The sequence below is a fragment of the Bacillus sp. ISL-77 genome, assembly GCF_018613105.1.
In genome coordinates this window covers 1-7,306 of record NZ_JAGGQY010000086.1, presented here as the reverse complement: position 1 = coordinate 7,306, position 7,306 = coordinate 1, and the positions used below count along the sequence as shown (strand labels likewise).

Genomic DNA, 7,306 nt, shown 5'->3' with positions numbered 1-7,306 from the left:
GAAGTGAATTTTCATAGTAGTTTAAGTGTGATTAATATCTTTTTTATCCTGATATCGTTTTAGAGTTACAAAGACTAGTATTCCAAACGATAAAATAGTCCAAAAAAGATACATCTTCGTATAAAGACTCGAGAAAGAGTAGTAATTAGGGAAGAACTGATAACGGGTAAAACCCAGCATTGAGAGAACACTAATATATAAGTAATAGGAAAATTTAGCACCTATTGCTATCTCCAAACTATTAGTTGTAGCGGTTATATACGATAAAAGGATTCCTATAACAATATAACTTAAACCCGTATAAACAGGGTCCAAATCCATGAGATAAGGATCGAAATAAATAAGCAATCCTCCATTGATAAGACCTGCAATAATGGAGAGTACAATCATATTACTAACTTTTGAGCCAATCCACTGCATTAGGTAACTTCTTAAATAGAACTCTTCCATCAATGTTTGAATAGGTAAAAAGATGATTAATATCCCTAATACCTTTAAAAAGAGTTCCATGTTCAGTCTATTTAACCCATAATCACTTGGGAAAAGTAAATAGTCAAAAAATGTTGTTACACACATAGGTAACAATAAAATGAAAAACCCCCACCCAATCTTCCTCCAATTCACCTTTTTATTTGGTGTAATCAAGGTAAGCACACTTCTCCTATGAATCAGCAGCATAACCAACGCAATACCAATTAAACAAAAAACATTGTAAAGTTGAAGGAAAGAATAGTTGATATAAGGATTAAACGAAATAGCTTGGTCTAAATCAGGACTATAATAACTAGCAGCATTCCCGTCGTGCTCTACATACCACTTGTAGAATTGCGTAGATAATTTATCACTTAATACTAAGATGGTCAGTAGTAGCAAAAAAGAAATGATGTAATTCCACCATTTATTAATACCCCTATTAGTTTTAAAAAAATTCTCTTCCAAAAGTTATTCACCCCAAAAATGTAATGATAAGAAGAACTGTATCTTTGTATTAAGATTCCTTTAAAGAAAATATTCGTGGTTATTTTTCAAAACACCTTGTTGTTCAACTATCCTGCTACCGTTAGCACAATAAGAAAAATGGATCGCCGAAGCCATCCCATCTTTAACATAATCCCCTGTTAGTTGAAGAAGTAACATCCTATTCTATGATTTTCAAAAGAATCTAAAGATTAAGCATTAAACATACACCAACCACGATTAAAGCATAAGAGAAAATAAGTAAAAATCCTGTTGTATCTAAAGCGAAATCCACCATTACTGCAGCAATTACAAGAATTTTAACCCAAATACTCTCATTCTTCTAACTTTTGTATGCGGTTATCATTAACCATCCCAATATAATAGTTCCTATTACGACCATAATTAAACCAATTATTCTTATTGTCATAAATTTTTCCTTTACATATTTTAAGTTATTTTTTTAATTCATTTTTAACTATTCTGCCCCGTTAGCTGAATAAGAAAAAGCCACTAAAAGTGGCACCGGATCTTCAACTCATGCACCCGTTAGCTAAATACCTATTCAAATTTATTTCATTTAATCTCTTATATTGTGCCCTTATTTTAATGTCATGCCCCATTCTCTTTCCCAACTACGTAATAAAACATATCGCTGTATTCCCTTTGTTTTCAAAAGAGCGTTCCGTGCATGAATAAATGCATCTTCTTTCCGATTCTCTTTAACCAAAAGTTCTGTTGTTAATGCTTCCCGCATCCAAATTTTCGGATTTTGTTTAATATATGACCGAGCACCTTCAAAATCATTAATCAAAATTGAACGGGCTGCTTGGTAATAGAGAGTAAACGCTGACTTTCTCATACCGCTTAACAACTTTTCCATTTCTTCTGTTCGTTGGTGAAAATAGGCATGAATTAATTGGTGCTGTTTTTTTATACTAGGCAGGTGAAAACCTTGATTGATTTTTCTAATGGACTCGTCTACATCTTTTTCAATTCCATTAGCAAGCCCATAATAAAATCTGTAAAAAGGATTCTTTTTATTATTTAAAAGAATTTGTTCTATTTTTTCGGCATCACCTATTCCCCAATTTAATCGGAATATCGGAAATACAAGGAAGTATGCAACAATAATAATGACGAAAAAGGAAACAAGAGGTTCAGGAAAGTCTAAAAAACCCCCTATAAAGGAAATTACGAATCCAAAAATCGTCGCATATACTAATGATAACCAATTCATTTTTTTCTCCTTTTATTTTGTCTTTTCTAACTATACTGCCCCGTTAGTATAATAACTTGAACAAAAATAAGCGTTAATCCTTCTTGGATCAACGCAACTGTTAGTTCAATAACTACTTACAGTATTTGATATTACCTCTTAATTTACTTGGTCCCAATTTTTCAGTCTTGGAATTAGAAAGACGCACCTGCACTTCTACATTTTCCATTTCCGCTGTAATTTCATCAAATCTTCCAGCCCAAGTTGGACTATCTTTTTCTTTAGTAGGATAAAGCCTGAAACGCCAACTAATTTCACGAGGTATAAAAGCAAATCCTTCATAGCTATCGTAATTTCCAAAAGAGGATGGTTCAGGAAGATGTACCCCTAGAATACTTATATTAGTTCGTGCAAAACTTGGTGGGCGTAACTGCACTTTATAAACCAATGCTACCCCCTTTGCATTTTTAAGTTCTTTATCAATTGATTCCAAAACCATACTACAAGGCATAGTTGTCGCCTTTGAATATGAAGGGAAAATAACAAAAATAGAGACAATAAATATCACCAAAACAAGTTGTTTCATATAACACCTCTGATTAGGGGTACCGGTGAATAATAATTGGAGGAGGAGAATTAAAAATGAATCCAATCGTTGGTCTGGATGTGTCAAAAGGTAAAAGTCAGGTTCAAGCATTATTGGTTGGTTACGTGGTTAATTATTTTGTTTAATGGTCGTTCTTTATTTTCATAAAAAGTGGTTTATTAATATCCATAACAATCATTCTGCGCAAGGTTGAGAAATAAAAACCTCAAATTGCAAATGCCAGGAAGAGTGTAGGTTATCCTACACTCTTTTTTGGATTATTAATCCGTATATGCTTTTTCGCCCATAGTTTTTCAGTATAACCTGTCCCAAATAAAACTCCAGCCACAATAAACACAAATCCAAATAATTGTGAAGCTGTAATTGTTTCATTTAAGAAAAGTACGGAGAATACAAGACCAAAAAACGGAACAAAGTTATCAAACAAGGCGGCTTGCCCTGCCCCTATCTGCTGAATAGCTCCATAAAAAACAATATACCCCACTCCTGTTGACACCACCCCTGACACGATAAATAAAAAGTAAATAAATAAAGAGGCAGAAGTCATTTCATTGACTCCCCCAGGTTCAGTTATAAAACTGATGATCAACAAACCAACTGAGCCTGCTAGGGACATTATTGTGGTTAACTGTTTTGAATCAAGTGTTTCTGTTGCTTTTTTTACGAAAATAAAACTAATGGCTTGGACCAACATGGCAATAAATAAATACAGTTCTCCTTTAGATAATTGCATACTAATGAATGAACCGCCTTGAATAAAAAAGACACCGGTAAATGCAAGAATAATACCTATCATTCGCCACCTTGTTAATTGCTCACCTAAGAAGAGTGCGGCAAGTATTGCTGTTGTAAGCGGTACTAATGCGAGGATTAAAGAAGCATTAGAAGCATCAATCATTGTTAAGCCTACTGCTATAAGCGAGTGATGTAGAATGACACCAAATAACATTCCGAGCAGTGTATAAATCCATTCCCTTTTCGATAAACGACGAAAGGATTTTCCAATAACGATTATGATTAATGCTGTAATCCCAGCCATCATAATTCGAAATGCCGTCATTGTTTGTGGAGGTAAATCTTCCACAAATACTTTAATTATAACAATATTGAGTCCCCAAATAGCCGTGACAAAAAATAATAAACCATATGTTAGTAATAATCGTTTTTGATTCACAAGTTCCCCTCCAATTTTTCTCTCTGTATAAAATAATAATGGTGATGTTTTGTTCTAAGTATAAAAATACAAAGAACAGTGGGTTAAACTAAAGTGACTTTTGTATATGTTCTTTGAATAAAAAGAAAGTAGCAGCAAGCGTTGAGATGAACACAATAAGCCAGAGTGAATGAAGATATTAATAAAGTTTAGTTATTATAGAACATAAAATAAGAGCAGTGGTGAAAAATGCCCCACTGATCTTATCACTATTTCGATAAAATTTTTGTGCTCTGTTTGTATAATCTAATAAATTTAGTTTCACTAACAAATGTAGAGCCTAATAGCAATACACCACCAAGCATTTGAACAATTGTCATTTGTTCTTTCAGGATAATTGCAGAAATCAATATAGCTACAAATGGATCTACATAACTTAGCATAGCTATACTCTGTCCTTTTAATTTTTCCATACCAGAGAAAAATAACCAAAATCCAATCCCTGTATTGATGATCCCTAAAATTAAAATAAAAGGAATGGAAGAACTTGATACTTCAAAGATACCAAAGCCTTCAGTAAGGAAAACATATGGCATTAGAAGTAAAGTGGTTGTTGCAAGCTGAATGATGGTCAGCTCTAACTTTCCCATATCTTTAATAAATTTATTTAAAAGCAATAACGCAGCATAAAATGCAGCTGCGATTAATCCAAAGGAAAGTCCAAGTATATCATTTGATCTGGATGCACTCACGCCTTCTCCTACAATCATTAACATACCTATGATCGCTACACCAATACACACAATTTTTTTAATGGATAATTGTTCCCGAAGTACAAAGGGAGAAAGAATCATCACAAACACAGGTGCAAAGTAATAACCTAGCGTTGCATTGGCAATTGTCGTATGGTCATACGATTGATAAAGAAAAATCCAATTTCCTCCCAATGCGATACCTGAAAGAATCAAAAATAAAGCATTAGATTTAACTAAATTCCATGATATTTTTTTCTTAATCATGAAGAATACTAGCAGTAAAAATAAGCATCCTAGGAAACTGCTTAGTAAAGCTCTTTCGCTCGATGATAGATCAATGTATCGAACAACTAAACCAATTGTACCGAAAATAATCATTGATAATATAAACTGAATTTTAGATTTCATCGTCTACTCCTACGAATCTGCGAAACAGCTTATATTTCGCAAATTCTTAATCCGTTTTTAATATAAGTGATCACAAGACCTCAATAATATTCAAGGGTAGCAATACTTCACCGATTTGTGCGTATGCTTTAAATAAAGATATCCAGTTTACTCCCATTTTTTTGCATTTCGATCACTTTCGGAATGTGCTTTGCATAGGTTAGGAAGTTATTGACGATCAGCTCTGTTTTGACCTTCATATATCCGGTTGTCGTTCCATCACTACATCCATACCACTCTTCCAAAAGCACATCCTTATCGAAAACCACCTGCACAAGATTTTCCCTGTCCATTAAAACACCAAATACAGTAGCAGCTCCGATTTTTACACCCAGAATTTGTTCCATTAGTTCCGCAGGAGCAAAGGAGACGCGTGATATGCCGAGTGCATTGCTGAAATCTTTTGCTTTGAATGGTTTATCTGCGGTCGTTATAAATAAATAAAATTCTGTCTTTTTACTATTGCAGAGAAACAGCGTTTTTACCATTTTCATTTCCAATTTTTGATTGATCTCAATACAGTCCTCCATTGAAATTGCTTCATCTGTACTCACTCGTTCAAATGGAATCTGTAACTTTGTCAATGATTCATAGACCGTTTCTTGTAGATGAGACTTGTAGCTGTCTGGAGCTTTTTCCATAATATCACTCACAAAAAACATCGTTTTACACCTTTTCCTTTCCTAACTTGAATAATTAATAGTAAAAATATATCATAAACACATACATTACAAAAACGAATGTTTATCATGATATGTATGACAAAATCAGATAGGATGAGGAAAGAGATATGAATATCCAAAAATATATGGCATTTGTCAAAGCAGTAGAATTGGGTAGTTTTACAAAAGCTGCCGAAATATTGGACTATTCACAGTCTGGGATTAGCCGTATGATTAACGATTTAGAAAAGGAATGGGGGATTTTCCTTTTTGAAAGAGGACGTGCCGGTATCAATTTAACCTCGGATGGTTTAAAGTTACTGCCCCAATTAAAGCGAATTTGCAATGAGTATGAAATCTTAATGAAGCAGATCGAAGAATTAAATAATATGGAATCTGGGATGATTCGTATTGGGACATTTTCCAGCGTAGCATCTCATTGGCTCCCTAACATTATTAAAATTTTTAAGAAGGATTACCCAATGATAGATTTTGAATTTCTGCTTGGTGATTATACAGAAATTGAGAGTTGGATACTAAATGGGCGTGTTGACTTCGGATTTTTGCGGCTACCGACAAAAGCAGAACTTGAAACAATCTTTTTGGAACAAGACCGTTTGCTGGTAGTGATTCCACAAAATCATCCTCTTGCTAATTGCGAAAAGTTTCCCATCAACGGCTTATTAAACAGTCCGTTTATGCTGTTGGAAAAGGGGGCAAAAGCAGAAATATCTGAAATTTTTGAGAGGCACCATATTACACCACATGTTAATTTTACAACATGGGATGACTATGCCATTATGTCTATGGTGGAAAATGGGCTAGGAATCAGTATATTACCAGAATTGATATTACAGCGTATTCCTCACAAGATTATAGCGAAAGAGCTTGAAGTTCCTGCTTTTAGAAATATTGGTGTTGCTATGAGAGAACAAAAAACACTTTCCCTTGCGTCCAAGAAATTTTTAGAATATTTATCTTATAGGAACAGAAAGTGAATGAGTATGGTGGATCAAATTGTTAAAACACACATGACAGCCTGTTTGAAATGTTTCAAATCATTGGTTCGCACCTATCCGCTGGTCCGAACCTTTTATGATACTGAAGAAAATATTCAGACAGGCAACAATGCATGTTATTAAACATATAAATCACTAAATCCTTAGCAAACCAATGTATAAATAATAATTCCTAATTGTTTCTGAAGATCCTTCTTGCACTAAACTCCCTCGTTAGTCGAAAAAGAAAAAAAGATCGCCGCAGCGATCATTTCTTAAGCTCAAGCACCCTATAGTTTAAGTTATCATGAACGAAACTAGCTCCTTACTCGTAACACCGTAGGTTAATTTGGTTACACTGTTTACTGGAAAAACAAACCAAATCAGAGCTACATTACGAAAGGAGCTAGCTATTATGAAGGATACCATTAAATATGTAGGTTTAGACGTTTCAAAGGAAAAAATTGCCGTTGCCATTGCAGATGAAGGTCGTGAGGAGCCAAGGTAT

7 protein-coding genes are annotated in these 7,306 nt (G+C 34.0%); 1 reads left to right on the top strand and 6 read right to left on the bottom strand.

Features of this window, described 5'->3' with window-relative positions; all coding sequences use genetic code 11:
• Nucleotides 1–21 precede the first annotated feature (21 nt).
• The 6 genes from J7E77_RS27885 to J7E77_RS27860 all read right to left on the bottom strand — a co-directional run bounded on the left by J7E77_RS27885 (nucleotide 22) and on the right by J7E77_RS27860 (nucleotide 5,800).
• A complete protein-coding gene (locus J7E77_RS27885) occupies nucleotides 22–939 on the bottom strand; it encodes a CPBP family glutamic-type intramembrane protease (RefSeq protein ID WP_214718578.1) in 918 nt (305 codons plus the stop codon).
• A 619-nt stretch (nucleotides 940–1,558) separates the two neighbouring features.
• The gene (locus tag J7E77_RS27880; RefSeq protein ID WP_214718576.1) at nucleotides 1,559–2,197 is read right to left on the bottom strand and encodes a hypothetical protein; all 639 of its coding nucleotides are present in this window, start codon (nucleotides 2,195–2,197) and stop codon (nucleotides 1,559–1,561) included.
• A gap of 112 nt (nucleotides 2,198–2,309) precedes the next feature.
• Complete coding sequence (locus tag J7E77_RS27875; RefSeq protein ID WP_214718572.1) at nucleotides 2,310–2,762, bottom strand: YoqH family protein; 453 nt, start codon at nucleotides 2,760–2,762, stop codon at nucleotides 2,310–2,312.
• Between the two features lie 256 nt (nucleotides 2,763–3,018).
• Nucleotides 3,019–3,957, bottom strand: a complete 939-nt coding sequence (locus tag J7E77_RS31555; RefSeq protein ID WP_214718571.1) for a DMT family transporter — start codon at nucleotides 3,955–3,957, stop codon at nucleotides 3,019–3,021.
• 248 nt (nucleotides 3,958–4,205) lie between these two features.
• A complete protein-coding gene (locus J7E77_RS27865) occupies nucleotides 4,206–5,099 on the bottom strand; it encodes a DMT family transporter (protein ID WP_214718570.1) in 894 nt (297 codons plus the stop codon).
• Nucleotides 5,100–5,227: 128 nt separating this feature from the next.
• Nucleotides 5,228–5,800 (bottom strand): prolyl-tRNA synthetase associated domain-containing protein, encoded by a 573-nt coding sequence (locus J7E77_RS27860; RefSeq protein ID WP_214718569.1) that lies wholly within the window; start codon nucleotides 5,798–5,800, stop codon nucleotides 5,228–5,230.
• 128 nt (nucleotides 5,801–5,928) lie between these two features.
• On the opposite strand from J7E77_RS27860, the gene J7E77_RS27855 reads away from it, so the two are divergent.
• The gene (locus J7E77_RS27855; RefSeq protein ID WP_214718567.1) at nucleotides 5,929–6,798 is read left to right on the top strand and encodes a LysR family transcriptional regulator; all 870 of its coding nucleotides are present in this window, start codon (nucleotides 5,929–5,931) and stop codon (nucleotides 6,796–6,798) included.
• Nucleotides 6,799–7,306 lie beyond the last annotated feature (508 nt).

Excerpts from the sequence above, each read along its gene's own strand:
- J7E77_RS27875 (WP_214718572.1), bottom strand. The coding sequence starts at position 2,762 with ATGAAACAACTTGTTTTGGTGATATTTATTGTCTCTATTTTTGTTATT.
- J7E77_RS27865 (WP_214718570.1), bottom strand. The coding sequence starts at position 5,099 with ATGAAATCTAAAATTCAGTTTATATTATCAATGATTATTTTCGGTACA.
- J7E77_RS27860 (WP_214718569.1), bottom strand. The coding sequence starts at position 5,800 with ATGTTTTTTGTGAGTGATATTATGGAAAAAGCTCCAGACAGCTACAAG.
- J7E77_RS27855 (WP_214718567.1), top strand. The coding sequence starts at position 5,929 with ATGAATATCCAAAAATATATGGCATTTGTCAAAGCAGTAGAATTGGGT.
- J7E77_RS27880 (WP_214718576.1), bottom strand. The coding sequence starts at position 2,197 with ATGAATTGGTTATCATTAGTATATGCGACGATTTTTGGATTCGTAATT.